The sequence below is a fragment of the Streptomyces changanensis genome (assembly GCF_024600715.1).
GTDB lineage: Bacteria > Actinomycetota > Actinomycetes > Streptomycetales > Streptomycetaceae > Streptomyces > Streptomyces changanensis.
Map to the genome: position 1 here is coordinate 1,028,324 of NZ_CP102332.1, position 25,048 is coordinate 1,053,371.

The following is a 25,048-nucleotide window of genomic DNA, read 5'->3' on the forward strand; positions in this document are numbered from 1 at the left end:
CACCCCCGTCAATCGCGTGCCAGGCCCCAGCGCGCCAGCAGACCGGTGGTCCGCTCGTCGGTCGCGACGGAGGCGGCGCCGTCGGTGACGGTCTCGTACACCGCCAGGATGTCCGCCCCGACCGTCGACCAGTCGAAGCGCCGTACGTGCGCGCTGCCCCGCGCGCTGAGCTCCGCGCGGCGCGGCGCGTCGTCGAGGAGGCGGACCGCCGCGTCGGCGAGGGCGTCGGCGTCCTCGTTGGCGAAGAGCTCACCGGCCGCGCCCCGGTCCAGGACCTGGGCGAACGCGTCGAGGTCGCTGGCGAGCACGGGCGCGCCCGCCGACAGGGCCTCGACGAGGATGATGCCGAAGCTCTCGCCTCCGGTGTTGGGCGCCACGTACACGTCCACACTGCGCAGCAGCCGTGCCTTGTCCTCGTCGCTGACCATGCCGAGGAACTCCACGCGCCGGCGCATCTCGGCGGGCAGGGACGCCACGGCCTCCTCCTCGTCGCCCCGGCCGGCGACCAGCAGCCGCGTGTCGGGACGGGCGTCGAGGATGCGTGGGAGGGCCTTCATCAGGACGGGGAGCCCCTTGCGCGGCTCGTCGATGCGGCCGATGAAGCCGAGCGTGCCCCCCTGCCAGGCGGCCTTCGGCTCGGCGCGGGCGAAGAAGTCGACGTCCACGCCGTTGGGGATGACGACGGCGTCACCGCCGAGGTGCTCCACCAGCGTGCGCCGGGCGTACTCGCTCACCGCGATCCGCGCGCGGATCTTCTCCAGCGCGGGCTGGAGGATCGGGTACGCGGCGATCATCGCGCGCGAGCGGGGGTTCGACGTGTGGAAGGTGGCGACGATCGGTCCCTGCGCCGCCCAGCAGGCGAGCAGGCCCAGGGACGGCGACGCCGGCTCGTGGATGTGGATGACGTCGAAGGTGCCCTCGTGGAGCCACCGCCGCACCCGCGCCGCCGACAGGAAACCGAAGTTCAGCCGGGCCACGGAGCCGTTGTACGGGACGGGGACGGCCCGGCCGGCCGAGACCACGTACGGCGGCAGCGGCGTCCCGTCGTCGGCCGGGGCGAGCACCGAGACGTGGTGGCCGAGGCGGATCAGGTGCTCGGCCAGGTCGCGGATGTGGAACTGGACGCCGCCCGGGACGTCCCACGAGTAGGGGCAGACGATGCCGATCCTCACGCGGGGCCCCCGGGGGTCTCCAGGTCGGCGAGCCACAGCCGCTGCAGCATGTGCCAGTCCTCCGGGTGCTCGGCGATCCCGCCGGCGAAGGCGTCGGCCAGCGCCTGGGTCATCACGGCCGTCTTCTCGGCGCGCGTGCCCGAGGCGGGCACGTCCACCGGGGGGTGCACCTGTCCCCGCATCGTCGACGCGTCGTCGTACCAGAGCGTGGCGGGCAGCAGCAGCGCGCCGGTCTGCTGGGCGAGCAGCGCGGGACCGGCGGGCATCCGTGCCCGCTCGCCGAAGAAGTCGACCTCGACGCCGGACGCCGACAGGTCGCGGTCCGCGACGAGGCACACCAGTCCGCCGGAGCGCAGCCGCCGGGCGAGCGCCCCGAAGGCGCTGCCACCGGTGTGCGGGATCACCTCCATGCCCAGCGACTCGCGGTACGCCACGAACCGGTCGTACAGCGACTCGGGCTCCAGCCGCTCGGCGACCGTCGTGAACGGCACGCCGAGCGCCCGGGTCGCCCACACGCCGGCGAGGTCCCAGTTGGCGAGGTGCGGGAGCGCCAGGACGACGCCCCGGCCGGCCGCGAGGGTGTCGGTCAGGCGGTCGATGTCCTTGATGTCGACGGCCCGGCGCACCTGCTCCTCGCTCCACGTCGGCAGCCGGAAGGACTCCATCCAGTACCGCATGTACGAGCGCATCCCGGCGCGGGAGAGCTCCGCGAGGCGCTGCGGGGTCGCGTCGGGCACCACCCGGGCCAGGTTCGCCTCCAGCCGCAGCACGCCCTTGCCGCGCCGCCTCCACGCCGTGTCGGCGATGCGCCGCCCGAGCGCGGTCGCGACGGGCTCGGGGAGCCTCTTCACCGTGCTCCAGCCCGCCCCGTACAGGGCGTCGGTCAGCCGGTCCCTCATCGCGCTCATGACGTGGCCTCGCTCCCCCTCGGAGTACCTCCGCCGGCGTCGGCCTCCGCGGCCTCGCGACGGACCGTGACGACCCGCTGCCCCAGGGTCACCGCGCTGCCGACGGCCACCACCCACAGGGCGATGGGCAGCAGGATCCCGACGCCCGGCACGCCGAAGGCGTGCAGGCCGGCGAGTCCGGCGGCGACCAGCGACACGACGAGCCGCTCGGCCCGTTCCACCAGGCCGTTCACCGCGACGGGCAGCCCGATCGACTCTCCCCGCGCCTTCGTGTACGACACGACCTGCCCACTGGCCAGGCAGAAGATGGACACCGCGCACAGCACGTCGTCATCACCGGCGCCCGCGTACCAGAGCGCGAAGCCGCCGAAGACGGCCCCGTCCGCGACGCGGTCCAGGGTGGAGTCGAGGAACGCGCCCCACCGGCTGGACACACCTGCCTGACGTGCCATGTTGCCGTCGACGAGGTCGGAGAACACGAACAGCGTGATCACGATCGTGCCCCAGAAGAACTCCCCGCGCGGGAAGAAGACCAGCGCTCCCGCCACGACGCCCGCGGTACCCACGAGCGTCACCGCGTCGGGGGTCACCCCGCGGCGGAGGAGAAACGCGGCGAACGGTGTGAGAACACGCGTGAAGAACGCACGCGCGTACTTGTTCAGCATGGCCTTCCCGAGGGGTAGGTGGCCGGGCGGCCCCTTCGGCCACCGGCTGGCCCATCGTAGCGACGGACCGTGCCGGGAAACCCCCGGGCACCCGCGGCACCCCTCCGACGTCGGTCGATGTCCGACGTATGGACGCAGCCCCGGAGGGGTGGAAAGCTCGAAGGACGACCGCGGGCACCGCCGGAGCCGACCCGCCCGGGCCGGGGCCCCCGCGCCCCCGCCCCGCTCCCCATGACGAGCCCGCGCCCCCCACCTCACCGTCCACCAGCGATCGGGAGGAAGAACCATGGGCGACAAGGCGCACACCCACCTCGGGGCCGCCGGCAGGGCGGCTACGGCCGACCAGCCCCCCTCCATCAGGAACGTGGTGCTGGTCGGCCACAGCGGATCCGGCAAGACCACCCTCGTCGAGGCCCTCGCGCTCACCGCGGGCGCCGTCAACCGGGCGGGGCGCGTGGAGGACGGCTCCACCCTCTCCGACCACGACGAGATCGAACACCGCAGGCAGCGGTCGGTACAGCTCTCCCTCGTCCCCGTCGAGTGGGACGGCTGCAAGATCAACCTGCTCGACGCCCCCGGCTACGCGGACTTCGTCGGCGAGCTCCGCGCCGGACTGCGGGCCGCCGACGCCGCGCTCTTCGTCGTCTCGGCCGCCCAGGAGGAGGGCGCCGTCGCCGGTTCGACCCGGCTGATCTGGGAGGAGTGCGCGGCCGTCGGCATGCCCCGGGCCATCGTCGTCACCCACCTCGACACCGCGCGCACCGACTACGAGCGGCTCGCCCGCGTCTGCGGCGAGCTCTTCGGCGGCGACGACCCCGACGCCGTGCTTCCGCTCTACCTCCCCGTCCTCGGCCCGGAGGCCGCCGACGGGCACGCCCCCGCCACCGGCCTCGTCGGCCTCCTCACCCGCCGGATCTTCGACTACTCCACCGGCGAGCGGCGCGAGGACCCCGCGGACGACGCCCAGCTCCCCCTGATCGAGGAGGCCCGCAACCGGCTCATCGAGGGCATCATCGCGGAGAGCGAGGACGAGACCCTCATGGACCGCTACCTCGCCGGGGAGGACATCGACCTCAAGACGCTCGTCGAGGACCTGGAGAAGGCCGTCGCCCGGGGCAGCTTCCACCCCGTGCTCGCCGCCGCGCCCGCCGCCCCGGGCGGCCGGCAGGGCCTGGGCACCGTGGAACTCCTCGACCTGATCACCCGCGGCTTCCCCACACCGCTGGAGCGCCCCGCCCCCGAGGTCACCACCCCGCGCGGCGAGCCCCGCCCCGCCCTGTCCTGCGACCCGGACGGCCCGCTGGTCGCTGAGGTCGTCAAGACCACGTCCGACCCGTACGTCGGCCGCATCTCCCTGGTCCGCGTCTTCTCCGGCACGCTCCGCCCCGACGAGACGGTCCACGTCTCCGGCCACGGCCTCGCCGACCGCGGTCACGAGGACCACGACGTCGACGAGCGCGTCGGCTCCCTGTTCTCCCCGTTCGGCAAGCAGCAGCGCCCGATGGACCACTGCGTCGCGGGCGACCTCGCCTGCGTCGCCAAGCTCTCCCGCGCCGAGACCGGCGACACCCTGTCGGCCAAGGACGACCCGCTCCTCATGGAGCCCTGGAGCATGCCCGACCCGCTGCTGCCCCTGGCCATCCAGGCCCGCAGCAAGGCCGACGAGGACAAGCTCTCCCAGGGGCTGGCGCGGCTCGCCGCCGAGGACCCCACCATGCGCCTGGAGCAGAACCCGGACACCCACCAGGTCGTCCTGTGGTGCCTCGGCGAGGCGCACGTGGACGTCGCCCTCGAACGGCTGCGCGGCCGCTACGGCGTCCAGGTCGACGCCGTGCCCCACCGGGTCGCGCTCCGCGAGACCTTCGGCGCCCCCGCCACCGCGCGCGGACGCCACGTCAAGCAGTCCGGCGGGCACGGCCAGTTCGCGATCTGCGACATCGAGGTGGAGCCCCTGCCGCCCGGCTCCGGCATCGAGTTCGTCGACAAGGTCGTCGGCGGCGCCGTGCCGCGGCAGTTCATCCCGTCGGTGGAGAAGGGCGTCCGCGCCCAGGCCGCCCGCGGCGTCGCCGCCGGGTACCCCCTCGTCGACGTCCGCGTCACCCTGGTCGACGGCAAGGCGCACTCGGTGGACTCCTCCGACGCGGCATTCCAGACCGCCGGCGCCCTGGCCCTGCGCGAGGCCGCCGCGGGCGTCCCCGTCAGCCTGCTGGAGCCCGTCGCCGAGGTCCGCGTCCTCGTCCCGGACGAGTACGTCGGTCCCGTCATGAGTGACCTCTCCGGCCGCCGCGGCCGCGTCGTCGGCACCGAGCAGGCCGGGCCCGGGCGGACCCTCGTCCGCGCCGAGGTGCCCGAGCTGGAGATCGGCCGGTACGCCGTCGACCTCCGCTCCCTCGCCCACGGCACGGGCCGTTTCGGCCGCTCCTACGCACGCCACGAGGCCATGCCGCCGCACGTCGCCGACCGGCTGCGCAAGGAGGAACCCGAGGGCGCCCCCCGCTGATCGCACCGGCGCCACCGGCCGGGCCGTCCGCCGGCCCCCTCCCGGCGGGCGGCCCTCGGCTGTCCCGGTTCCCACTGACGCGCGGGCCGACTCCCCGATAGGCTGGAGCGCCCCACTCAGCAGGTGTGCGACACGGCGGAGTTGGGCAGGGCCGCAGTGCGGGGTCAGGGATGCGGCACGGCACGTGCGTCGATGGGGGCGAAGGCGACAATGGACAGTTTCGGTCCCGGGGCACAGGTCCCGCTCCAGGGCTCGGCCGGACAGGCGGTGGCCACGAACGCCCTGGCCTCCGCCGCGTACCGCGACAGCCCGGTCGACGACATCCTCAAGGCGAACAACGCCTGGTACGAGTCGACCGTCAAGAAGGGGAAGTTCTCCCTCTTCGAACCCAACCTCGGCGAGGCCTTCTCCCGGGCCGTCGTGGCCCGCATGCTCGGCGGCGCCCGCAAGCCGGTCATCCAGTCCTTCGGCACCGACCCGAGGCCGGTCGTCGAGCACTGCCTCGCCGCCAACCGCATCCGCAAGGAGCGGGACCTGCGCCTGACGCTCATCACGCTGCTCTGCGGCGTGGTGTTCCTCCCCGGCCTGCTCCTGTGGCTGGTCGTCTTCCAGATCCGCCGTTCGCTGGCCGGCGCCGCCAACAAGCGGGCCGGCGCCGCCGGCAGCACCCTCCTCGTCGGCGTCGGCATGCTCGCCGTGCTGGCCCTGTGGAAGCTGCCGCTGGACGGTTTCTGGCCGCTGTACGTACGGGCCGCGATCATCGCGCCGGTGGCCGGCTGGTTCCTCGCCAAGCACGTCTGCGAGACGACCGCCCGCGACCTGCGGACCCGCTGGGAGGCGCTGCTGAGCGGGGGCGGCGTCGCCGCGAAGATCCCCGAGGCCGTCCCGCAGAGCCCCGGCGAGACCGCCGCCGAGGAGCTGCGCCAGTCCCTGGAGAAGCTCACCGCCGAGCAGCGCTCCAACATCGTCTTCTACGCCGGCCCGCGCGGCATACTCGGCATGGGCACGCGCTGGGGCGGCTGGCACCTCGCGGAGGAGCTGAAGCCCCGCGACGGCAAGGAGATCCACGCCTTCCGCACCTGGGACGTCATACGGCCCATCCACGACCAGCTGAAGCTGCTCGAACGCGGCTCGCTGAAGACGGGCTTCCCCAGCCCGTCCGTCCACCACTGGGTCGTGGTGCCCGTCGGCGACGGCGCCAAGGAGGTCGCCCGCCCCGACGGCGAGGACGTGGTCATGTACCAGGTCAAGCCGCACGAGATCCAGCGGATCTGCAACGAGAACCAGTTCGGCAAGGGCAACCGCCACTACCTGGGCGTGCAGTTCGTCCTGTGGGACGGCCAGCTGGTCCTGACGATGCTCGTCACGGTCACCGCCCTGCTCCACACGCTGCGCATCGAGGTCTCGGGGCACGCGCTCGGCCCCGTCCACTCCCTCTTCACGAGCAAGCCCGCCGCGAAGACCCGGCAGGTCTCCAAGACCGTCCGCTTCTGGGAGACCCGCGAGATCAAGCTCCCCCTCGTGGAGACCAACGAGGTGGTGCGGCTGGCCGTCCGCGCCCCGCTCACGTGGTTCCCGCCGGTCCTCGAGTTCCTCGGCGGCAAACTGGTCCTGCCCGAGCCCTTCGGTCTGCGGCACGCCTGGGCGGAGCCGCCGTGGAAGCACCGCTTCATGGCGGACGACGTCATCCGCGCCTCCACGCCCGTCATGCGCGCCGTGCACGCCGCGACGGTCAGGATGCTCGACGAGCACGGCGTGGACACCAGCTCGCTCGCCGGCAGCAACTTCACCGCCGACCCGGCACCCCGTAAGGCCGACGTGTACGACGCCTGACCCGCGGAGCGGCCCCGGGGCGCGGGGGCGCCGCCGGGGCCGGCGGTCTCACACCGGCCGGGCCCGGCTCAGGCCTCCGGCCACGCCTCGGCGAGCATCCGGCGGGTGTCGCCGAGCAGCTGCGGCAGCACCTTGGTGCCGGCGATGGCGGGCATGAAGTTGGTGTCGCCGCCCCAGCGGGGCACGATGTGCTGGTGCAGGTGGGCGGCGATCCCGGCACCCGCCGCGCTGCCCTGGTTCATGCCGATGTTGAACCCGTGCGCGCCGGAGGCCGTGCGCAGCGCCGTCATCGCCTGCTTGGTCAGCAGCGCCAGCTCGGCGGTCTCGGCGTCGTCCAGCTCCGTGTAGTCGGCGACGTGCCGGAACGGCACGACCATGAGGTGCCCGCCGTTGTACGGGTACAGGTTGAGGACGGCGTACACCGACTCGCCCCGGGCGACGATCAGGCCGTCCTCGTCGGACTTGGCCGGGATCGTGCAGAACGGACAGCCGTCGTCGGCGCCGGGGCCGGTCGGCTTGTTCTCCCCCTGGATGTACGCCATCCGGTGGGGCGTCCACAGGCGCTGGAACGCGTCAGGCGTCCCGACTCCGATCTGCTGCTCCGGCTCAGTCGTCATGCGGGCCAGCATATTCGCTGGGCGTGACGGCGGAAGCGCCGAGGGGCGGCCCCGGTGGCCGGGACCGCCCCTCGGTGCGGGGTCACACCTGGACGCGGCGCTCCACCACGTCGACGAGCTTGGCGATGGCCTCGTCGCGGGCGATGCCGTTCTCCTGCGAGCCGTCGCGGTAGCGGAAGGAGACCGTGCCGGCGTTCATGTCGTCGTCACCGACGATGACCATGAACGGGACCTTGGACTTCTGCGCGTTCCTGATCTTCTTCTGCATGCGGTCCGACGAGGCGTCCACCTCGACCCGCAGCCCGCGCTTCCTCGCCTCCTCAGCGAAGTCGCGGAGGTACGGCACGTGCGCGTCGCCGACCGGGATCCCGACCGCCTGCACCGGGGCGAGCCACGCGGGGAACGCGCCGGCGTAGTGCTCCAGGAGCACGCCGAAGAACCGCTCGATGCTGCCGAACAGCGCCCGGTGCAGCATGACCGGCTGCTGCTTGGAGCCGTCCGCCGCGGTGTACTCCAGGCCGAAGCGCTTCGGCTGGTTGAAGTCCACCTGGAGGGTCGACATCTGCCAGGACCGGCCGATCGCGTCCCGCGCCTGGACCGAGATCTTCGGCCCGTAGTAGGCGGCGCCGCCCGGGTCGGGCACCAGCGGCAGGCCCTGCTTCTCGGCGGCCTGGCGCAGCGCCTCGGTGGCCTCGGCCCAGTCCTCGTCCGAGCCGATGAACTTGTCGGAGTCGTCGCGGGTGGACAGCTCCAGCTCGAACTCGTTCAGGCCGTAGTCGCGCAGCAGGTCCAGGACGAAGGTGAGGAGCTTGTCGAGCTCCTCGGCCATCTGCTCCTTGGTGCAGTAGATGTGCGAGTCGTCCTGGGTGAAGCCGCGTGAGCGGGTCAGACCGTGGACGACGCCCGACTTCTCGTAGCGGTAGACCGTGCCGAACTCGAACAGCCGCAGGGGAAGTTCGCGGTACGAGCGCCCGCGCGACTTGAAGATCAGGTTGTGCATCGGGCAGTTCATCGCCTTGAGGCGGTAGTTCTGCTCGTCGAACTCGATCGCGGGGAACATGCCCTCCGCGTAGTGCGGGAGGTGACCCGACGTCTCGAAGAGCTTCTCCTTCGAGATGTGCGGCGTGTTGACGAACTCGTAGCCGGAGTCCTCGTGCCGCTTGCGGGAGTAGTCCTCCATCACCTTGCGGATCACGCCGCCCTTGGGGTGGAAGACCGCGAGGCCCGGGCCCAGCTCCTCGGGGAAGGAGAACAGGTCCAGCTCCGCACCGAGCTTGCGGTGGTCGCGCTTCTCGGCCTCGGCGAGGAACTCGAGGTGCGCCTTGAGCTCGTCCTTGGACGGCCACGCGGTGCCGTAGATGCGCTGGAGCTGCGGGTTCTTCTCGCTGCCACGCCAGTAGGCGGCGGCGGAGCGCATCAGCTTGAACGCCGGGACGTTCCGCGTGGTCGGCAGGTGCGGGCCGCGGCAGAGGTCCTTCCAGCACAGCTCGCCGGTCTTGGCGTCGAGGTTGTCGTAGATGGTCAGCTCGCCCGCGCCCACCTCGGCGTCGGCGCCGTCGGCGGCCTGCGCGGCGTTGCCCTTGAGGCCGATGAGCTCCAGCTTGTACGGCTCGTCGGCCAGCTCGACGCGGGCGTCCTCGTCGGTGGTGACGCGGCGCGAGAAGCGCTGGCCCCGCTTCTGGATCTCCTGCATCTTCTTCTCGATGCGCTTGAGGTCCTCGGGGGTGAAGGGCTCCTTGACGTCGAAGTCGTAGTAGAAGCCGTCCCGGATGGGCGGGCCGATGCCCAGCTTGGCCTCGGGGAACAGCTCCTGCACGGCCTGCGCCATGACGTGCGCGGTGGAGTGGCGCAGGATGTTCAGGCCGTCCTCGGAGGAGATCTCGACGCCCTCGACGGTCTCGCCGTCGCGCGGCGCGTACGCGAGGTCCTTCAGCTCGCCGTCCACGCGGGCCGCGATGACGGTGCGCTCGCCGGCGAAGAGGTCGGCGGCCGTAGTGCCCGTCGTCACCACGCGCTCTTCCCGCTCGGAATCGCGTTGGATGATCACACGGACGTCTGACACCGGTCTCTCCTGACTGAAGGGGGAGCGCCCCGGGGAGGGGGGCGCGCGCATGCAGTACCGCATGGTACCGAGCGAGCGTCCCCCGTCGCGAAACGGTTTGCCCGGGTCAGCACTCCCCGTCGAGCGCCTTCAGCAGCCGGTCGCGCTCGGCGTCGTCCACGGGGACGGGCTCCACGTCGTGCGCGCCGGTCAACCGGCGGAAGCCGGCACGGCTGTCCAGGTCGCCGGAGAGGCGCAGCGGGAGGCCGGCCAGGTGGGCGTGGACGGCCGTCCGGTAGGCGTCCTCGTCGAGGGTGACCCGCAGGCGCGGGACGTCGGCGCCGGACAGGACGCGCAGCCGGACCGTGCCCGCGCCGCGGGGGCCGGAGCGGCACAGGCGGACGACCGCGCCGGTGACGCGGGCGGGTACGGAGGGTTCGTCGCGCAGGTAGCGGTCGCCGGCCTGGCGGAGGGCGGGCAGGTCACCGGGGGTGAACTCGACGGGTTCGGGGCGGGTGGCGCAGCCGGCGGGGGCGCCCGCGGCGGGTGCCCAGGCGAGGGTGACGGCGGCGCCCTCGGTGCCGTGGACGAGCGCGACGAGCGCTTCGGTGAGTTCGCGGCTGACGCCGGCGGCGACGGCGGTGTCGAAGGCGTCCGGGCGGCCGGTGGCCCGCTGGTAGTCGACGGCCTCGCGGGCCGCGTGCAGCGCGTGGTGGAGGCGCTCGGTGACGGGGCGGGCCGGGGTGACGGGGACGAAGGCGGTGAGCCCGCACCCGGCGGGGGGCGGCGTACCGACGAGGACGCCGTCGACGAGCGCGCGGGCGCGGTCGCGGTGGCGCGCGCCGTGGTGGCGCGCGTGGCCGTGCACGGCGAGGGCGGCGGCGACGAGGACCTGGCGGGCGGCGGCGCGCAACCGGTCCTGGGCGGTCCAGGGGGCCGCCTCGGCGGGGGCGCCGAGCGGGTCGGGCGGGCCGGTGTCGTGGCCGGTCCCGCACCACCAGCGCACCTCGTCGCTGGGGACGGCGAGGGCGGTGAGGACGTCGCGGGCGGAGGGCGCGGTGCTGCGGGCGAGCGCGTCGAGCGCTTCGGCGAGGAGGTCGTCGCAGTCGGGGAAGGCGCGGCCGTCGGGGATGAGGAGGCTGGTGGGGGTGGTGCCGGGGCCGGGTGGGGTCCAGCGGGTGTAGTGGCCGGCGGCGCCGCCCCGGCGGTGCCAGCCGTGGCGGTCGAGGAGGGCGCCGAGGACGTGGGGGTCGACGCGGCGCGGTTCGGGGTGGGCCGGTCCGTCGGTCGGTCGGTGCATCAGGGTCTGCCTCCCGCCCCTACCCGGGTCATGATCCCGCAGAGGGCCCGGTCGTCGAAGATCCGCGCGGTCGGTACGCGGACGGTGGTGCGGCGCCTGCCGGTGACGGGGTGGCCGGCGAGGTTGGTCCAGTAGCAGCAGTGGCGCAGGTCGAGCCGGTCGTGCCCGGCGCCGATCCAGTCGTCGCGGGCCCGGGGGACGAGCATCACGACGAGGATCTTGTGGACGGCCACGGGGGTGCGGGCGAGCTTCAGCAGGTGGTCGTTGTCGAGGGTGAAGGAGAAGGCGGGGCCCGGTGGCCGCGGGGGGATCTGGTAGGTGGCCTTCAGCTGCACCTTGATGGTCACCTCGTCGTCGACGGCGTGGCCGGGGGCGCTGTGGCTGACGTGCCAGTCGATGCCGTTGTCGGGGAACGGCTGGGACAGGGTGCAGCCGGCGGCGGCCACGACCGCGTGCAGGTAGCCGACTTGGAGGGTCTCCATGCAGGCGGTGGTCGCGAGGTCGCCGCGGAGAGGCGGTACGGGGTGGGTGCCGGGGTCGGGCTGCGCGGCGAGCGCCATGGCTCCTCGTGCCTTCCGGGCTGGCTGTGCTTCAGGAGAGCTGCTGCTCATGTGTGTTGTCACCGGGCGGCGTACGGGGCAAACGGTCCGGGTATCACCGATTCGGGCAGGGGATCTGACCATCTGCCGCTGATGTACGAGGAGTTCGGGGTATGGCGCGCTGGTTTGAAGGACCCCTGGCCGCTTTCGACACGGAGACCACGGGCGTCGACGTGGAGCGGGACCGGATCGTCTCGGCGGCGGTCGTGGTGCAGGACACCGAGGGTGGCCGGGTGCGGACGACGCGGTGGTTGGTGAACCCGGGTGTGCCGGTGCCCCGGGAGGCGACGGAGGTGCACGGCCTGACGGACGATCACCTCCAGCGGCTCGGGCGGTGGCCCGCGCCGGTGATGGAGGAGATAGCCCGGGCGCTGTCCGAGCAGGCGGCCGCGGGCCGGCCGCTGGTGGTGATGAACGCGCCGTTCGACCTGACGTTGCTGGACCGGGAGTTGCGCCGGCACCGGGCGTCGTCGCTGGGGCGGTACCTGAACGACGCGCCGCTGCGCGTGCTGGACCCGCGGGTGCTGGACAAGCACCTGGACCGGTACCGCAAGGGACGGCGGACGTTGACCGACCTGTGCGCGCACTACGAGGTGGCGTTGGACGGTGCGCACGACGCCGGGGCGGACGCGACGGCGGCGCTGGGGGTGGTGCGCGCGGTGGGGCGCCGGTTCGCCACGCGGCTGGAGGAGCTGACGGTGGCGGAGCTGCACTCCCGGCAGGCGGTGTGGCACGCGGCGCAGGCCCGGGGGTTGCAGGCGTGGTTCGCTCGCAACGGCTCGGAGGAGGAGGTGGACCCGGCGTGGCCGGTACGCCCCGGACAGTCGGTGGCGGCCGCGTGAGCGGTGGCCGGGAACGGGGCGGCCGGGAACGCGAGAAGGCCGGTCCGCTGGGCGGACCGGCCTTCCTCGGTGGGCGATACTGGGATCGAACCAGTGACCTCTTCGGTGTGAACGAAGCGCTCTCCCGCTGAGCTAATCGCCCGGGAACGCACTGAACCATACAGGTCCCGCGGGCTTTCGTTCAAACCGTTCGCAGGCGGGCGGCGAGGCCGCGACGGCCGGCCCGCATCATCAGGGCGTGGTTGGCGCGGAAGAGGGGGCGGGCGGGTACGGCGAGGCGGCGCAGCAGGGGCTTGCGGACGCGGACCTCCTGCTCGTACAGGGCTCGGCTGCCGACCGTCGGGTGTGGGGTGACGGTCCAGCGGGCCCAGCCCTCGACGTCGCCGGTGAGGGTCACCTCCAGGATGCCGGCGGCGGGGTCGCGGCGGCGCTCGGTGAGGGTGACGGCGAGCGCGTAGGGGAGCACGGAGCGGATGCGGGCGGTGCCGGAGCGACCGTCGATGCGGTGCGCGGCACGGACCTGGGGCCACCAGCGGGGGTACTCCTCGGGGCGCTCCAGGGCGGCGTAGACCGTGGTGACGGGGGCGGGGAGGGTCCAGAGGCTGCGGAAGCGGTAGTGGTGCCAGTCCATGGCGGACCGTGTTCCGCGTCCGCGCGCGGATATGCCGAAGGCCCCGGGATCGGTGGATCCTCGGGGCCTTCGGTCCGGGTGGTGGGCGATACTGGGATCGAACCAGTGACCTCTTCGGTGTGAACGAAGCGCTCTCCCGCTGAGCTAATCGCCCGGGCGCACGGCAAACATTACCGCATGTCAGCGGGTGCGCCGACCAGGTTCGGGGCCCGACGGGTCACTGGGCGATCTTCCACGGCATGACGATGCCGAACTTCCACAGGTAGATCCCGACGAGGGCGCCGGCGATGACGAGCCCGGCGGCGGTGAGCGCCATGTTGCGGCGCCGGACCTTGGGGTCGAGCGCGCGCTGCGCGGCCTCGGTGACCTTGCGCTTGGTCCAGCGGAGCACGAGCTGCGCCCAGACGAACTCCGTCGCCCAGATCGCCATGCCCGCGAAGATCACGAACCAGCCGGGACCGGGCAGGACGAGCATGAGCACGCCCGCCAGGACCACGGCGAGGCCGATGAGGAAGACCCCGACCTGCCAGCTGAGGTGCAGGGTGCGCCTGGCCTTGACGAAGGCGGGCGCGCGCGAGCCGAGCGGCCGCTCCGCGGCGGTCGTCCCGACGCCGCTCGTCCCGCTGGTGTGCTCCCCGCCGTGGGCGTCCCCCGTCGCGGGCCCGCCGGCCGCCGCAGGCCCGGCGACCCTCTCCCGCTCGTCACTCTCCGCGCGCATAAGGCCCAACCTACCTGACGATCCGGGTTCGCGCGGCTTACCGAAATGGACCTATAACCGCCGGTTACACACCGCCGAACGAGGTACCCAAGGCCACTCAAAACGGGCAGAGGGGTTTACAACGGCACGGTAGGTGGGATGTCGATTTCGCCGACGTGCGAATCCCCGAGCGCACACTGAGCGAAAGGCCATGGCGCTTATGAACACCACGGTCAGCTGCGAGCTGCACCTGCGCCTCGTTGTGTCGAGTGAGTCCTCACTGCCCGTCCCCGCGGGCCTGCGGTATGACACGGCCGATCCGTATGCCGTGCACGCCACCTTCCACACCGGCGCCGAGGAGACGGTCGAGTGGGTCTTCGCCCGTGATCTCCTCGCCGAAGGGTTGCACCGGCCCACCGGCACCGGCGACGTCAGAGTCTGGCCCTCCCGCAGCCACGGTCAGGGCGTCGTCTGCATCGCGCTGAGCTCCCCGGAGGGCGAAGCGCTTCTCGAGGCCCCGGCCCGGGCCCTGGAGTCGTTCCTGAAGCGGACCGACGCCGCGGTTCCGCCCGGTACCGAACACCGTCACTTCGACCTCGACACGGAGCTCTCCCACATCCTGGCGGAGAGCTGAACGACTGAGCGACCCAGAGCCATCCGGCGCCGTCCGACTCGGGGCGACGGCGCCGGCACCCCTCCACGGCCACCGCACGGCAGCCGGCCGTGGAACGGGTGAGCCTGCGGACGGGCAGGGTGGCCGTCACCGCGCACCGTCGCGGTGCCGGCCGTCCCTGCCCGTCCGCACGCGCACGCACGCCTCCCGCGACCCACGCTCCCCCGGCGCACCCGGGCGCGGACGCTCCCCGGCCCCGCCGCCCCGGCGCGATTTCTCCGCCGTCCGGGGGACGCGGGCGCGCGCCGGGGACGCCGCGGACGAGCCGCTAGAGTCAGCGGAACCCGTCGGGCGCCCGCCCGCGGCAGGCCAGGGAGCGGAAGCGTGCTGATCCCCCACGACACCCGGATCGCCCTCGACACCGTCGTCGACCTCGTGAACACGGCGCCGGAGGGTGGCCGCGGCGAGGCGCTCGGGGACGTGCCGTCGTTGTACGCGTTCGTGGAGGGCCACAAGATCAGCGGCGTCGGCGAGCTGGACGCACACGACCTGCGGGCGGTGCGCGCCGTGCGGGGCCGGTTCGCCGAGGTGTTCGCGGCGCCCGAGGCGCGGACCGCGGCCGGGCTGATCAACCAGCTGGTGGCGGCCGCCGGCACCACGCCGCAGCTGACCGACCACGACGGTTACGACTGGCACGTGCACTACTTCGCCCCCGGCGCCTCGGTCGCCGACCACCTCGCCGCCGACTGCGGCATGGCCCTCGCCTTCATCCTGGTGGCGGGCGAGCGGGAGCGGCTGCGGCGGTGCGAGGCGCCGGACTGCGGCCGCGCCTTCGTCGACCTCTCCCGCAACCGGTCCCGCCGCTACTGCGACAGCCGCACCTGCGGCAACCGTCTGCACGTGGCGGCCTACCGCGCCCGGCGCAGGGAGGCGGCCGGCTGACCGGTCGGCGGGCCGGCCCCGCACCCGGGCCGGGCTCACAGCAGGAACAGGTCGTGCACGGACGCCATCAGCAGCAGGACGCCGATCACCGCCAGGAAGATCATGAGCGGTGGCTGGGAGAGCGCGAACAGGCAGCCGCGCGGTTCTTCGGAGGTGGCGGGGGTCTGCTCCCGCGAGGTATCGAGCATCTCGGGGCAGATCATGGCGCAGCCGACGGGCCGCTCCGGACCCAACAGGCCGCCCAAATCAGGGCAGTTCGCCTCATTCTTCCGTGGAGCGCCATGTCGGCGCCTCCCACCGCCACCCTCCGCGCCACCCCGGACCGCCCCGGGCCGCGCCTCCGGACCGCCCCGGGCCGCGCCTCCGGACCGCCCCGGCGTCGCCCCCGGGCCGCACCCGCGGACCCCTCCCGCGCGGGGCGGGCTGCGTCAGATGCCGTGCTTGCGGAGGATGGCCTCGATCTCGTCGAAGTCGTCGCCGGGGGCGGCGGTCGCCTTCCCCGGCCGGGCCCCGGCGTCCAGCGGCGGGCGGGCCGCACCCGGCGCGACGGCCCCCGCCTCGGGCCCGTCCGCGGCCGCCGTACCGCGCCGCCCACGGCCGCCACCCGCGCGGCGCTCGGCGACCCGGGTCCCGGCGAACAGCAGCCACGACGCGCCGAGCAGGCCGAAGCCGACCCAGGCCGCCGGGCTGAACGCCGTACCGGCCAGCCACCGGACGGTGCCGGTCAGTACCAGGCCCAGCGGTACGAGCGCGTAGGCGGCGACGCGCACGGCGGCGCGGAAGCGCCTGCGGTACGCCGTGACGGCCGCGATGCCCAGTCCGGCCGCGGCCACCGCGGTGCATATGGTCTCGGCGAGCATCCGGTCCTCCAGAGCTGGGGGTCACGTCCCTTCCATCCTGCATCGGCCGGGTGCGCGGCGGCCACGGTCCAGGCGGGCGTGGCGCGGCATCTCCGGGGAATCTCCGGGTCGCCCTCCGCCCCGGGTCCCGGTTGGGGCGCGGACCGCGCGGCTGGGAGACTGGCCCCATGAGCGACTCGACCACCGATCCCACCGCGCGGCCCGTCGTCCTGGACGTCTGGTGCGAGCTGCAGTGCACGGACTGCCGGACCGCCCTGGACGACCTGCGCGCGCTGCGGGCCCGCTACGGCGACCGGCTGGATGTGCGGCTGCGCCACTTCCCGCTGGAGAAGCACCGGCACGCGTACGCCGCGGCGCAGGCCGCCGAGGAGGCCCTGGCGCAGGGACGGGGGTGGCCGTACGCGGAGGCGGTTCTCGCCGGCGTGGAGCGGCTGGACGCCGAGGGCGAGGCGTTCCTGCTGGAGGTCGCGCGTGAACTGGGTCTGGATGACGAGGAGTTCGACACCGCACTGATCGACGGCCGGCACCTGCTGGCCGTCGACGCCGACCAGGCCGAGGGCAAGGCGCTGGGCGTCACCGGGACGCCCACGTACCTGATCGGTGGGGAGCGGCTGGACGGCGGGAAGAGCCAGGAGGGGCTGCGGGCGCGCGTGGAGGAGATCGCCGACCGCCTCCTCGCGGGCTGAGCGCGCCGGACCGGGCTCAGTACAGGCGCTTCTCGTAGTCGACGGAGAGCGGGCGGTAGCCGAGGGAGGCGTACAGGGCGCGAGCCGGGGCGTTCGCGGGGTCCACGCGCAGGGCGAGGCGGTGGCCCCCCGCCTCGCGCACGGCGGCCTCGGCGCGGCGCATGAGGGCGCGGCCGTACCCCTTGCCGCGCTCGGTGGCGGTGACCTCCACCTCCCAGACGTACGGCACCCGCTCCCCCGCCGGCAGGTCGCGCCACCCGGTCCACAGGTGGCCCACCGGGACGCCGTCCCGCAGGGCGATGTCGACCCGGGCGCCCCCGGCGGCCGGGTCGTCGGGGAGCAGTTCCCGGCGGCCGGGGGCGGCGCTCCGCCAGGGGGCGAACTCGGCGGCCGTCATCGGCCGGACCTCCAGCCCCGCGGGGGCCGGCGGACCGGGGTCGGCCCGGTCGAGCTCCTTGAGCAGGAGGTGGCCGCTCTCGGTGTACCCGAGGGCGGCGGCCAGGCGCCGGGCGGGCGCGGCGCCGGCCGGCACCGAGACGCGGATCCGCTCGCAGTCCCAGCCCCGCAGCACCTCCTCGGCCGCGAGGGCGGCCACCGTCCCGCGGCCGCGGCCGCGGTCCGCCTCGGCGACGCGCAGGTCGCTGATGGTGCCGACGGCCCCGTCGGCGGTGCGTACCGTCGCGATCCGCACCCCGCCCACGGGGCGGCTGTTCACGCACACCTCGTAGGCGCGCGAGCGGGTGCCGTCGCCGGCCTGCTGGAGCGGCCCGACCGGCCGCAGGGTGGTGGTCATCACCCTTCTCCTACCCACCCCGGGGCGCCGGGCCATCACCCCGTCACAGGAGCGCCGACCGCTCGGTGAAGACGCGCATGGCCTTGGCGGTGACCGGGCCGGGCGCGGGCGCCAGCTCGCGGTCGTCGACACGGTGGACGGCCTGGACGTCCCGCAGCGTGGACGTCAGGAAGATCTCCTCCGCGCTCCGCAGCACGTCCATCGGCAGGTCCGTCTCGACGGCGCCGGTCCACTCGGCGACCAGCCGGCGGGTGATCCCGGCGAGGCAGCCCGAGGCGAGGGGCGGGGTGTGGATCCGGCCGTCGATGACGACGAAGACGTTGGAGCCGGTGCCCTCGCAGAGCCGCCCGACGGTGTTGGCGAAGAGCGCCTCCGACGCGCCGGCCCGGTGGGCGCGGGCGAGGGCGACGACGTTCTCCGCGTACGACGTGGTCTTCAGGCCGGTGAGCGCGCCGCGCTCGTTGCGGGTCCACGGGACGGTGACGACGGCCGTGCTGTCCGGGCGCGGGGTGGCCCCGCCGACGGCGACGACCAGGCTGGGACCGTCGTCGCCCCGGTCGGAGCCGAGCGGGGAGAGGCCACCGGTGTAGGTGACGCGCAGCCGGCCGAGCGGCATCGGGTTCGCCTCCAGGACGGCGGCGCAGGCGCGGCGGACCTCGTCCAGGTCGGGGTCGGGCAGACCGAGGCCGCGCGCGGAGCGCACGAGCCGGTCGAGGTGGGGTTCGAGGGCGAAGGCCCGGCCGCGGACCGCCTTGAGCGTCTCGAAGACCCCGTCCCCCACGGTCAGGCCGTGGTCGAGGACGGAGATCGTCGCGGTGTCCGCGTCCCGCAGCCCGCCGTTGACCCACACCTTCATGTCAGATGGTCCTTCCGCTCGCCTCGTGGACGCCCGACGCTACCGCGAGCAGCCTCGCCGCCTTGAGCTCGGTCTCCTGCCACTCCCGCTCGGGGTCGGACCCCCAGGTGATGCCCGCCCCGGTCCCGAAGCGCAGGACGCCGCCGCGCTCGCGCCGGTCGAGCCAGAACGTGCGGATGCCGACGGCCAGCTCCCCGGTGCGACGGTCGGCGTCGACCCAGCCGACGCCGCCGCAGTACGGCCCCCGGGGCTCGGTCTCCAGCGCCCGGATGATCCGCAGGGCGCTGGACTTCGGGGCGCCGGTGACCGAGCCCGGCGGGAAGGTCGCGCCCAGGAGCCCGGCCCAGCCCTCACCGGCGGCCAGCTCGCCGCGGACGGTGGAGACCAGGTGGACGAGGCCGGGGTGGGGCTCGACGGCGCAGAGCCGGGGGACGGTGACGGTCCCGGTGGCGCAGACCCGGCCGAGGTCGTTGCGGACCAGGTCCACGATCATCACGTTCTCGGCGTGGTCCTTCTCCAGCAGGTCGTCCGCGGTCCTGCCGGTGCCCTTGATCGGGCCGGACTCGACCGCGCGGCCGTCGCGCCGCAGGTACAGCTCGGGCGACGCGGTGGCTATCTCCACCCCGTGCGCGGGCAGGCGAATCGTTCCCGCATAGGGGGCGGGGTTGCCGCGGGCGAGCAGTGCGGTGAGGGCGTCCACGTCGGCGGCGTCCGCCGTGCCGGGCGGGAGGGGCGCGGAGAGCACCCGGCAGAGGTTCGCCTGGTAGACCTCGCCGGCAGCGATGTGCTCGCGGATGCGGCGCACGCCCGCGGTGTACGCCGCCCGGTCGAGCGACGAGGTCCAGTCGCCCGCCGCGGGGCCGCGCCATCGGCCCGGCACGGGGGCGGGCACCGGCTCGGGCCGGACGTCACCGAAGCGCGCGCAGGTGAGGCGGCCTTCGAAATCGGCGGCGACGGCCCAGAAGCCGGAGGAGTCGAGGGCCTCCGGGTCGCTGGTGACGTCCCGCAGGTCGGTCGCGACGAGGCCGCCGAAGCGGGCGAGGGGAGCGAGGTCGTGCACGGATGCGAGTGTAGGGCGGGGGGCGCGCCGGGGCCGTTCGGGAGCCGTGGGCGCAGGTCGGCGCGGGGGCCGGTGGTGGCGCGGAACCGGGACGCGCCGGATGGCGGGGCAGCACGCTGCGGAAACGCGTTTTTGTACTGGCCCGGGAATCCGCTAGAGTTCAACACGTCGCCGGGACGCGGAAGCGGGCCGGAAAAAGACAGGCGGACGTGGCTCAGTTGGTAGAGCATCACCTTGCCAAGGTGAGGGTCGCGAGTTCGAATCTCGTCGTCCGCTCGACGTGGGGGATCTTCCCGAGACCCCGCACACTCCGGGTGGAGTGGCCGAGAGGCGAGGCAACGGCCTGCAAAGCCGTCTACACGGGTTCAAATCCCGTCTCCACCTCCAAGGACGATTAGCTCAGCGGGAGAGCGCTTCCCTGACACGGAAGAGGTCACTGGTTCAATCCCAGTATCGTCCACTGAAACCGCTGGTAGCAGCGGTTCCCGCGCGATTAGCTCAGCGGGAGAGCGCTTCCCTGACACGGAAGAGGTCACTGGTTCAATCCCAGTATCGCGCACGCAGTGCCCGCGGTTCCGTACGATCTGTCACGGTGCCCCGGCCCCGAGGACGATTAGCTCAGCGGGAGAGCGCTTCCCTGACACGGAAGAGGTCACTGGTTCAATCCCAGTATCGTCCACACCTCCGGAACCCCCGTCCGCCTCGCGCGGACGGGGGTTCCGTCGTACGGCGACCTCGAGCGGCGGCCCCCGGACCGGCGCGGCGGGTGCGCCCGGCTCGCGGCGGGCAGGGCGAGCCGGGCGGGGCAGGGCGGCCGGACGTTCGGGCGTGAAGAAGTGGCGGTGGGCGGCTCCCCAGCCGACCCACCGCCACTGCCGTCCGCCGCACCCCCGTCCCCACGGGGCTGTATGGCCGGATGTCCCCGGCCCGGGCCGCTCTCCCGGGCCCGGAGCGCCGCTCAGCGCCCCAGCATCACGCCCACGGACGACGCCTGTGTCACCACCGCTTCCCAGCCGCCGAAGACGACGACCAGCAGGGTGGCGAGGGGGAGGACCATCGCCGTCGCCACCAGGGGTGGCGGCGGCCCGACGGCCGGCCGTCGGACGAGACGTACGACGCCTTCCGCCCCAGCGTGCGGACCGGCGTCCGCGGTGCCGTGTCCGCCATGGCCCTCTCCCGTCTGTCTGCGGCGGCGGGTGTCGGACCTCGGGGGACGAGTGCTGCACCCACCGCTCGACAACAACCCTAGGGAAACGGGACAGCCCGGGCGTCATGCCGTCGTACCCCTTGCCGGGCCTCCTCCAGGAGGAGGCCCCCCGGGGCGCGTACTCCCCTGGGTGGAGACGGCGGCCCCGCGCCCCGGGGTCCTCCCGGAGGGAAGACCGTCGAGGAGCGGACGGCGCGCGGGGCGCAGGGGGGCGCCGCCCGGCGCGCGGGTGACATCGCTCACGTCCCTCCGGGGTGCGCGTGGGGGTCCTCACGCCTCCCCCACCGGCCCGTGCGGAGGCCCCCCGACCGGGCGGCGGGCGGAGCACCCGGACCGCGGGCCAACCCCCTTGCCGATCAAGCGTATTGATCGTCCGTAGGACCCAGGGGACCGCCCGCCGAGGGTCCCTGAGCCGGCCTCAGGCGGCGCGCTCGGGACGGGGAATCGATCGGGGCGTGAGGGCGCGGCCTATGAGCGCACCCGGGTCCGGGTACGTAAGCTGGGCGGCGTCAGAAGACCGCGACGGCGGGGTGGGGAGCTCCCCACGGCAGGTAGGGGACGGACATGGCGATGATGCGGCTCCGGCGCGAGGACCCGCGTGTCGTCGGCTCGTTCCGGTTGCACCGGCGGCTCGGCGCGGGCGGCATGGGGGTCGTGTACCTCGGCTCCGACCGGCGCGGACAGCGGGTGGCGCTGAAGGTGATCCGGCCGGACCTCGCCGAGGACCAGGAGTTCCGCTCGCGCTTCGCGCGCGAGGTGTCCGCCGCGCGGCGGATCCGCGGCGGGTGCACGGCCCGGCTGGTCGCGGCCGACCTGGAGGCGGACCGCCCGTGGTTCGCCACGCAGTACGTACCGGGCCCCTCCCTGCACGACAAGATCGCCGAGGAGGGGCCGCTGTCGGCGGCCGACGTCGCCGCGATCGGGGCCGCCCTCTCCGAGGGGCTCGTCGCGGTCCACGAGGCCGGTGTGGTGCACCGGGACCTGAAGCCGTCGAACATCCTGCTCTCCCCCAAGGGCCCGCGGATCATCGACTTCGGCATCGCCTGGGCGACCGGCGCCTCCACCCTCACCCACGTCGGCACGGCGGTGGGCTCGCCCGGGTTCCTCGCGCCGGAGCAGGTGCGGGGCGCCACCGTCACCCCCGCGACCGACGTCTTCGCCCTCGGCGCCACCCTGGCGTACGCGGCGATGGGCGACTCGCCCTTCGGGCACGGCAGCTCCGAGGTGCTGCTGTACCGCGTGGTGCACGAGGAGCCCCACCTGCAGGGCGTTCCGGACGCCCTGGCGCCGCTGGTGCGGGCGTGCCTCGCCAAGGAGCCCGAGGAGCGGCCCACCACGCTCCAGCTCTCCCTGCGGCTGAAGGAGATCGCCGCGCGGGAGGCACAGGGGCTCGGCATGGCGCCCCAGCCGCCGGACGGGCGGCCCCCGGCGCCCCGGCCCGAGCGGGCGGAGCGCCTGGCCCGGGCCGAGCGTTCCACGGGGCCGCGGGGCGGTCGCGCGCAGCCGAGGCCCACGGAGCGGTACCCGGAGCGGTCGGCGCAGCGCACCCCCGCGCCGCGACACCAGGGCGGGCAGGGATCGCGGACCGGCGGTTCCTCGCGGCCCCGGCGGAACGCGTCGCACCCGGGGCCGCGCACCGGCCCGCGCACGGGCCCCCGCAGGACCGGCCCGGGGACCGGTACGGGGGCGGGGGCGTCCTCGGGGCTGCGCAGGCCCGCGAATCCGCGGCTGCTGCGGCAGCGCCTGTTCGTCTTCGTCGTCGTGACCCTGGTCGTGCTGCTGGGGATCGCCGGGGCGCAGGCCCTCCAGGGCTGAGCGCGGCCGGTGGGTCGGGGCCGCGGACGGCCCGGTGGGTCAGGGCCGGGGGTGGCCGGGTCAGGGCTGGGGGCGGCCCGCCGTCACGGCGTAGAACGCCACCGCCGCGGCCGCGCCGACGTTGAGCGAGTCGACGCCGTGCGCCATCGGGATGCGGACCCGCTCGTGGGCGGCCCGCATCGCCCGCTCCGTCAGGCCGTCGCCCTCGGCGCCCAGCATGAGCGCCACCCGGTCCAGCCGGTGCGGGGCCGCCTCGTCGATCGGGGTGGCGTCCTCGCCGGGCGTCAGCGCCAGCAGCCGGAACCCGGCGTCGCGCACCGCGTCCAGGCCCCGCGGCCAGGCGTCGAGCCGGGCGTACGGGACGGAGAAGACCGCCCCCATCGAGACCTTCACCGAGCGCCGGTACAGCGGGTCGGCGCAGTCCGGGGAGAGCAGGACGGCGTCCATGCCGAGGGCGGCGGCGCTGCGGAAGATGGCGCCGATGTTGGTGTGGTCGTTGACCGACTCCATGACCACCACGCGACGGGCGGTCGCCAGCACCCGCGACGCCTCCGGCAGCGGTTCGCGCCGCATGGACGCCAGCGCGCCCCGGTGGACGTGGTAGCCGGTCACCCGCTCGGCGAGGTCGGGGTGGACGACGTAGACCGGGGCGGGGTCCTCGTCGATGACGTCGCGCATGGCGTCGACCCACTTCGCCGACAGGAGCATCGACCGCATCGCGTAGCCGGCCTGCCGGGCCCGGCGGATGACCTTCTCGCCCTCGGCGATGAACAGCCCCTCCGCCGGTTCGCGGCGGCGGCGCAGCTCGACGTCGGTGAGGCCCGTGTAGTCGTGCAGGCGCGGGTCGTCGGGGTCGTCGAGGGTGATGATCTCTGCCACGGTGCTGCCTCGGTGGGGGGTGCCCGGGTGGCGCCGTACGGCGCCACCCGGAGGTGGTCTGGGGCTGGGACTGGTTCTGGGGCCGGGGACTGGGGCGCCGGCCCGGTGGGGCGGCGCCCAGGGCTCGGGGAGGGTTACCGCCCCTGCTTCTGCGGCCCCTCGTGGACCACGTCGCCGATGACGATCACGGCGGGCGGACGGACGTCCTCGGCCCGTACCGTCTCGGCGACGGTCGCGAGCGTGGCGTCCACGCGGCGCTGCGCGGCGGTCGTGCCCTCCTGGACCAGGGCGAGCGGGGTGGCCGGGTCCTTGCCGTGGGCGACGAGCGCCTCGGCGATGCGGCCGATCTTGTCCACGCCCATGAGGATGACGAGCGTGCCCCTGAGCTTCGCCAGGGCGGCCCAGTCGACGAGCGAGCGGGGGTCGTCGGGTGCGACGTGCCCGCTGACCACGGTGAACTCGTGGGCGACGCCCCGGTGCGTGACGGGGATCCCGGCGGCGCCGGGGACGGAGATCGAGCTGGAGATGCCGGGGACGACCGTGCAGGGGATGCCCACCTCGGCGAGCGCCTGCGCCTCCTCCATGCCCCGGCCGAAGACGAACGGGTCACCTCCCTTGAGGCGGACCACCGACCTGCCCCGCCTCGCGTGCTCGATCAGGGCGTTGTTGATCGCCTCCTGGGCCATGAACCGGCCGTACGGGATCTTCGCCGCGTCGATCACCTCGACGTGCGGGGGAAGTTCGTCGAGCAGGTCGCGCGGGCCCAGCCGGTCGGCGATCACGACGTCGGCCTCCGCGAGGAGCCGGCGGCCGCGCAGCGTGATCAGGTCGGGGTCGCCCGGTCCCCCGCCGACGAGCGCCACGAACGGCGTCCGGGAGCGGTGCTGCGGGGCGGCGAGGCTGCCGTCCCGCAGCCCCTCCACGACCGCGTCGCGCACGGCGGCGGAGCGCCGCGGGTCGTTGCCGGTGAGGACCGCCACGGTGACGCCCTCGACCCGGCCCGTCGCGGGGGTCCAGGCGGTCGCCGCCTCGGCGTCGTCGGCCCGTACGCACCAGGTCTTCGTCCGCTCCGCCTCGGCGGAGGCACGGGCGTTCGCCTCGGCGTCGCTCGTCGCGACGAGCGCGTACCATGCGTCGGCGATGTCGCCGTCCTCGTACCGGCGGCGCTCCCAGCGGATCTCCCCCGTCTCGGCCATGGCCTCGACGGAGGCGGTGGCGGAGGGCGAGACGAGCGTGACGTCGGCGCCCGCGGCGACGAGGGCCGGAAGGCGGCGCTGGGCGACCTGGCCACCGCCGATGACGACGACCCGGCGCCCGGAGAGGCGGAGTCCGACGGGGTAGGCGGGCTGCTCGGCGTGCTCGACCATGGCGGTGTGGTCTCCTCGGCGGATGGTGCGGCTGCGGGGCCACTGCGACGGTGAAGTGGCTGGTGGGGCGGGGGGCATGCGCTGGCGACCACGATACGGGGCGCGGCCGGGGGTGCCGCGGGCCCGGACGCGTTGCGATCGTCACGCCGCGGCCGGTCCGTCGGG

At 74.3% G+C, this 25,048-nt stretch carries 23 protein-coding genes, 7 tRNA genes and 1 pseudogene; 12 read left to right on the top strand and 19 right to left on the bottom strand.

Going from position 1 to position 25,048, the window contains the following annotated elements; translation table 11 throughout:
• Positions 1-8: 8 nt before the first annotated feature.
• Genes NRO40_RS04435 through pgsA form a run of 3 tightly spaced genes read right to left on the bottom strand, consistent with a single transcriptional unit; the run spans position 9 to position 2,745 of the window.
• A complete protein-coding gene (locus tag NRO40_RS04435; RefSeq protein WP_058942957.1) occupies positions 9-1,172 on the bottom strand; it encodes a glycosyltransferase family 4 protein in 1,164 nt (387 codons plus the stop codon).
• Positions 1,169-2,080, bottom strand: coding sequence for a phosphatidylinositol mannoside acyltransferase (locus tag NRO40_RS04440; RefSeq protein ID WP_257375333.1), 912 nt, complete (start codon positions 2,078-2,080; stop codon positions 1,169-1,171). The genes NRO40_RS04435 and NRO40_RS04440 overlap by 4 nt, the downstream gene beginning before the upstream one ends.
• Positions 2,077-2,745, bottom strand: a complete 669-nt coding sequence (pgsA, locus tag NRO40_RS04445; RefSeq protein WP_058942955.1) for a phosphatidylinositol phosphate synthase — start codon at positions 2,743-2,745, stop codon at positions 2,077-2,079. The genes NRO40_RS04440 and pgsA overlap by 4 nt, the downstream gene beginning before the upstream one ends.
• Positions 2,746-3,031: 286 nt before the next feature.
• Here pgsA and NRO40_RS04450 point away from each other — a divergent pair, with 286 nt between their 5' ends.
• Positions 3,032-5,245 carry an elongation factor G-like protein EF-G2 gene (locus NRO40_RS04450; protein ID WP_058942954.1) on the top strand — a complete coding sequence of 738 codons (2,214 nt, stop codon included), beginning with the start codon at positions 3,032-3,034 and terminating at the stop codon, positions 5,243-5,245.
• Between the two features lie 210 nt (positions 5,246-5,455).
• Positions 5,456-7,078 carry a hypothetical protein gene (locus NRO40_RS04455; RefSeq protein ID WP_058942953.1) on the top strand — a complete coding sequence of 541 codons (1,623 nt, stop codon included), beginning with the start codon at positions 5,456-5,458 and terminating at the stop codon, positions 7,076-7,078.
• 68 nt (positions 7,079-7,146) lie between these two features.
• Here the strand turns inward: NRO40_RS04455 and NRO40_RS04460 are convergent, their stop codons facing one another.
• The 4 genes from NRO40_RS04460 to NRO40_RS04475 all read right to left on the bottom strand — a co-directional run bounded on the left by NRO40_RS04460 (position 7,147) and on the right by NRO40_RS04475 (position 11,596).
• A complete protein-coding gene (locus NRO40_RS04460) occupies positions 7,147-7,707 on the bottom strand; it encodes an HIT family protein (protein WP_058942952.1) in 561 nt (186 codons plus the stop codon).
• 70 nt (positions 7,708-7,777) lie between these two features.
• Positions 7,778-9,757: a threonine--tRNA ligase gene (gene thrS, locus NRO40_RS04465; RefSeq protein ID WP_058942951.1), complete on the bottom strand. Its 1,980-nt coding sequence runs from the start codon at positions 9,755-9,757 to the stop codon at positions 7,778-7,780.
• Positions 9,758-9,863: 106 nt separating this feature from the next.
• Complete coding sequence (locus tag NRO40_RS04470) at positions 9,864-11,039, bottom strand: hypothetical protein (RefSeq protein ID WP_408057073.1); 1,176 nt, start codon at positions 11,037-11,039, stop codon at positions 9,864-9,866.
• Positions 11,036-11,596 (bottom strand): DUF4365 domain-containing protein, encoded by a 561-nt coding sequence (locus NRO40_RS04475; RefSeq protein WP_058942950.1) that lies wholly within the window; start codon positions 11,594-11,596, stop codon positions 11,036-11,038. Before NRO40_RS04475 ends, NRO40_RS04470 begins: the two co-directional genes overlap by 4 nt.
• A 152-nt stretch (positions 11,597-11,748) precedes the next feature.
• Here NRO40_RS04475 and NRO40_RS04480 point away from each other — a divergent pair, with 152 nt between their 5' ends.
• Positions 11,749-12,477 carry a 3'-5' exonuclease gene (locus NRO40_RS04480; RefSeq protein ID WP_058942949.1) on the top strand — a complete coding sequence of 243 codons (729 nt, stop codon included), beginning with the start codon at positions 11,749-11,751 and terminating at the stop codon, positions 12,475-12,477.
• A gap of 70 nt (positions 12,478-12,547) precedes the next feature.
• On the opposite strand, the gene NRO40_RS04485 is transcribed toward NRO40_RS04480, so the two are convergent.
• From NRO40_RS04485 to NRO40_RS04500, 4 genes are all read right to left on the bottom strand, one after another.
• Positions 12,548-12,619, bottom strand: a tRNA-Val gene (locus NRO40_RS04485).
• A gap of 39 nt (positions 12,620-12,658) precedes the next feature.
• The gene (locus NRO40_RS04490; protein WP_058942948.1) at positions 12,659-13,108 is read right to left on the bottom strand and encodes an SRPBCC family protein; all 450 of its coding nucleotides are present in this window, start codon (positions 13,106-13,108) and stop codon (positions 12,659-12,661) included.
• A gap of 79 nt (positions 13,109-13,187) precedes the next feature.
• A tRNA-Val gene (locus NRO40_RS04495) sits at positions 13,188-13,262 on the bottom strand.
• 63 nt (positions 13,263-13,325) lie between these two features.
• A complete protein-coding gene (locus tag NRO40_RS04500; protein ID WP_058942947.1) occupies positions 13,326-13,826 on the bottom strand; it encodes a TIGR02611 family protein in 501 nt (166 codons plus the stop codon).
• Positions 13,827-14,025: 199 nt separating this feature from the next.
• Here NRO40_RS04500 and NRO40_RS04505 point away from each other — a divergent pair, with 199 nt between their 5' ends.
• Both NRO40_RS04505 and NRO40_RS04510 read left to right on the top strand, forming a co-directional pair.
• Positions 14,026-14,439: an SsgA family sporulation/cell division regulator gene (locus NRO40_RS04505; RefSeq protein WP_003959770.1), complete on the top strand. Its 414-nt coding sequence runs from the start codon at positions 14,026-14,028 to the stop codon at positions 14,437-14,439.
• Between the two features lie 363 nt (positions 14,440-14,802).
• A complete protein-coding gene (locus NRO40_RS04510; RefSeq protein WP_058942946.1) occupies positions 14,803-15,360 on the top strand; it encodes a CGNR zinc finger domain-containing protein in 558 nt (185 codons plus the stop codon).
• 35 nt (positions 15,361-15,395) lie between these two features.
• Here the strand turns inward: NRO40_RS04510 and NRO40_RS04515 are convergent, their stop codons facing one another.
• On the bottom strand, positions 15,396-15,548 hold the full coding sequence (locus NRO40_RS04515; RefSeq protein ID WP_198549370.1) for a hypothetical protein: 153 nt from the start codon (positions 15,546-15,548) through the stop codon (positions 15,396-15,398).
• A 240-nt stretch (positions 15,549-15,788) separates the two neighbouring features.
• Positions 15,789-16,220, bottom strand: coding sequence for a hypothetical protein (locus tag NRO40_RS04520; protein WP_058942944.1), 432 nt, complete (start codon positions 16,218-16,220; stop codon positions 15,789-15,791).
• A gap of 167 nt (positions 16,221-16,387) precedes the next feature.
• Here NRO40_RS04520 and NRO40_RS04525 point away from each other — a divergent pair, with 167 nt between their 5' ends.
• Entirely contained in the window at positions 16,388-16,906 is a 519-nt protein-coding gene (locus tag NRO40_RS04525; protein ID WP_058942943.1) for a DsbA family protein, read from the top strand.
• A gap of 16 nt (positions 16,907-16,922) precedes the next feature.
• On the opposite strand, the gene NRO40_RS04530 is transcribed toward NRO40_RS04525, so the two are convergent.
• Genes NRO40_RS04530 through NRO40_RS04540 form a run of 3 tightly spaced genes read right to left on the bottom strand, consistent with a single transcriptional unit; the run spans position 16,923 to position 19,615 of the window.
• Positions 16,923-17,699 (bottom strand): GNAT family N-acetyltransferase, encoded by a 777-nt coding sequence (locus NRO40_RS04530; RefSeq protein WP_058942942.1) that lies wholly within the window; start codon positions 17,697-17,699, stop codon positions 16,923-16,925.
• A 43-nt stretch (positions 17,700-17,742) separates the two neighbouring features.
• Complete coding sequence (locus tag NRO40_RS04535; protein WP_058942941.1) at positions 17,743-18,555, bottom strand: aminotransferase class IV; 813 nt, start codon at positions 18,553-18,555, stop codon at positions 17,743-17,745.
• Between the two features lies 1 nt (position 18,556).
• Entirely contained in the window at positions 18,557-19,615 is a 1,059-nt protein-coding gene (locus NRO40_RS04540) for a chorismate-binding protein (RefSeq protein WP_058942940.1), read from the bottom strand.
• A 203-nt stretch (positions 19,616-19,818) separates the two neighbouring features.
• Between NRO40_RS04540 and NRO40_RS04545 the strand changes: the two genes are divergently transcribed.
• From NRO40_RS04545 to NRO40_RS04565, 5 genes are all read left to right on the top strand, one after another.
• Positions 19,819-19,891, top strand: a tRNA-Gly gene (locus NRO40_RS04545).
• Positions 19,892-19,928: 37 nt separating this feature from the next.
• Positions 19,929-20,002, top strand: a tRNA-Cys gene (locus NRO40_RS04550).
• A 1-nt stretch (position 20,003) separates the two neighbouring features.
• A tRNA-Val gene (locus NRO40_RS04555) sits at positions 20,004-20,075 on the top strand.
• A 27-nt stretch (positions 20,076-20,102) separates the two neighbouring features.
• Positions 20,103-20,174 (top strand) — tRNA-Val (locus tag NRO40_RS04560).
• 48 nt (positions 20,175-20,222) lie between these two features.
• Positions 20,223-20,294, top strand: a tRNA-Val gene (locus NRO40_RS04565).
• Between the two features lie 279 nt (positions 20,295-20,573).
• Here NRO40_RS04565 and NRO40_RS04570 read toward each other — a convergent pair.
• A pseudogene (locus tag NRO40_RS04570) lies at positions 20,574-20,782 on the bottom strand (hypothetical protein).
• Positions 20,783-21,386: 604 nt separating this feature from the next.
• Between NRO40_RS04570 and NRO40_RS04575 the strand changes: the two are divergent.
• On the top strand, positions 21,387-22,637 hold the full coding sequence (locus NRO40_RS04575; protein WP_058942938.1) for a serine/threonine-protein kinase: 1,251 nt from the start codon (positions 21,387-21,389) through the stop codon (positions 22,635-22,637).
• Between the two features lie 60 nt (positions 22,638-22,697).
• Here the strand turns inward: NRO40_RS04575 and NRO40_RS04580 are convergent, their stop codons facing one another.
• Together NRO40_RS04580 and cobA are read right to left on the bottom strand one after the other, a co-directional pair.
• Positions 22,698-23,516: a TrmH family RNA methyltransferase gene (locus NRO40_RS04580; RefSeq protein ID WP_058942937.1), complete on the bottom strand. Its 819-nt coding sequence runs from the start codon at positions 23,514-23,516 to the stop codon at positions 22,698-22,700.
• A gap of 134 nt (positions 23,517-23,650) precedes the next feature.
• Positions 23,651-24,883 (bottom strand): uroporphyrinogen-III C-methyltransferase, encoded by a 1,233-nt coding sequence (cobA, locus tag NRO40_RS04585; RefSeq protein ID WP_058942936.1) that lies wholly within the window; start codon positions 24,881-24,883, stop codon positions 23,651-23,653.
• Positions 24,884-25,048 lie beyond the last annotated feature (165 nt).